The sequence below is a fragment of the Acidisphaera sp. S103 genome, from assembly GCF_009765975.1.
GTDB lineage: Bacteria > Pseudomonadota > Alphaproteobacteria > Acetobacterales > Acetobacteraceae > Rhodopila.
Genome location: NZ_LMUJ01000076.1, coordinates 83,936 through 84,755 on the forward strand (window position 1 = coordinate 83,936; position 820 = coordinate 84,755).

Genomic DNA, 820 nt, shown 5'->3' on the forward strand with positions numbered 1-820 from the left:
ACTGTCGCCGCCGCTACCGGTGCTCGGACATGCCAGCGTTGGCGAACTGGCCTCGCTTCTGGCTCTGATCGGACAAGGCAACCTGTCCGCCGGGCGGATTTTGGAGGCGCATATCAACGCGCTGCATCTGATCGCGCGATACGGGACACCGGCCCCCTGGCACGACGACTGCCTGTTCGGGCTGTGGGTCACCGATCCGCCGGAGAACGGCCTGCGCATGCGGCAGAGTGGCGACCGCATTCTGCTAAACGGCGGCAAACAGTTCTGTTCCGGCGCGGGCTTCACCACCGGCGCGCTGGTCACCGCTAGGGATCCCGACGGTGACACGCGGATGCTGGTGCTGCGCCTGGGCATCGGTGAGACAGTAACCGCCCTGCCATCGCCGCTACAGGGCATGCGGGCGGCGGTCACTGGCGCGGTCGATTTCACCGGCTGTGAGGCCTCTTCGGATGCGCTTCTTGGCCACCCCGGGGACTACCTGCGGGAGCCTGATTTCTCCGCCGGCGCCTGGCGGGGGTCGGCGGTTGCATTGGGTGGCCTGATCGCGCTGCTCGACCAGGCGGTTGTGCAGCTTCGTGCATCCGGCCGGTTCGACAGCCCGCACGGCCAGGCGCGGCTGGGACAAGCGCTGATCGCCCGCGAAACAAGCCGGTTGTGGGTCCAGGCGGCAGCCCGAACCGCGGAGGACGCGTCGGCGGACGTCGCGCATCGGGTCGCCGTTGTGGGCCTGGCGCGCATCGCCGTCGAAACCGCCTGCCTCGACGCGATACGCCTTGTGCAACGATCGCTCGGGCTGTCGGCATTCCGGCAGGGCAACCCG

At 68.8% G+C, this 820-nt stretch carries 1 protein-coding gene; it reads left to right on the forward strand.

What is annotated here, in order from left to right:
• Positions 1-820, forward strand: an 820-nt coding sequence (locus tag GSQ89_RS38740) for an acyl-CoA dehydrogenase (RefSeq protein WP_216856406.1), incomplete at both ends; no start/stop codon positions are given.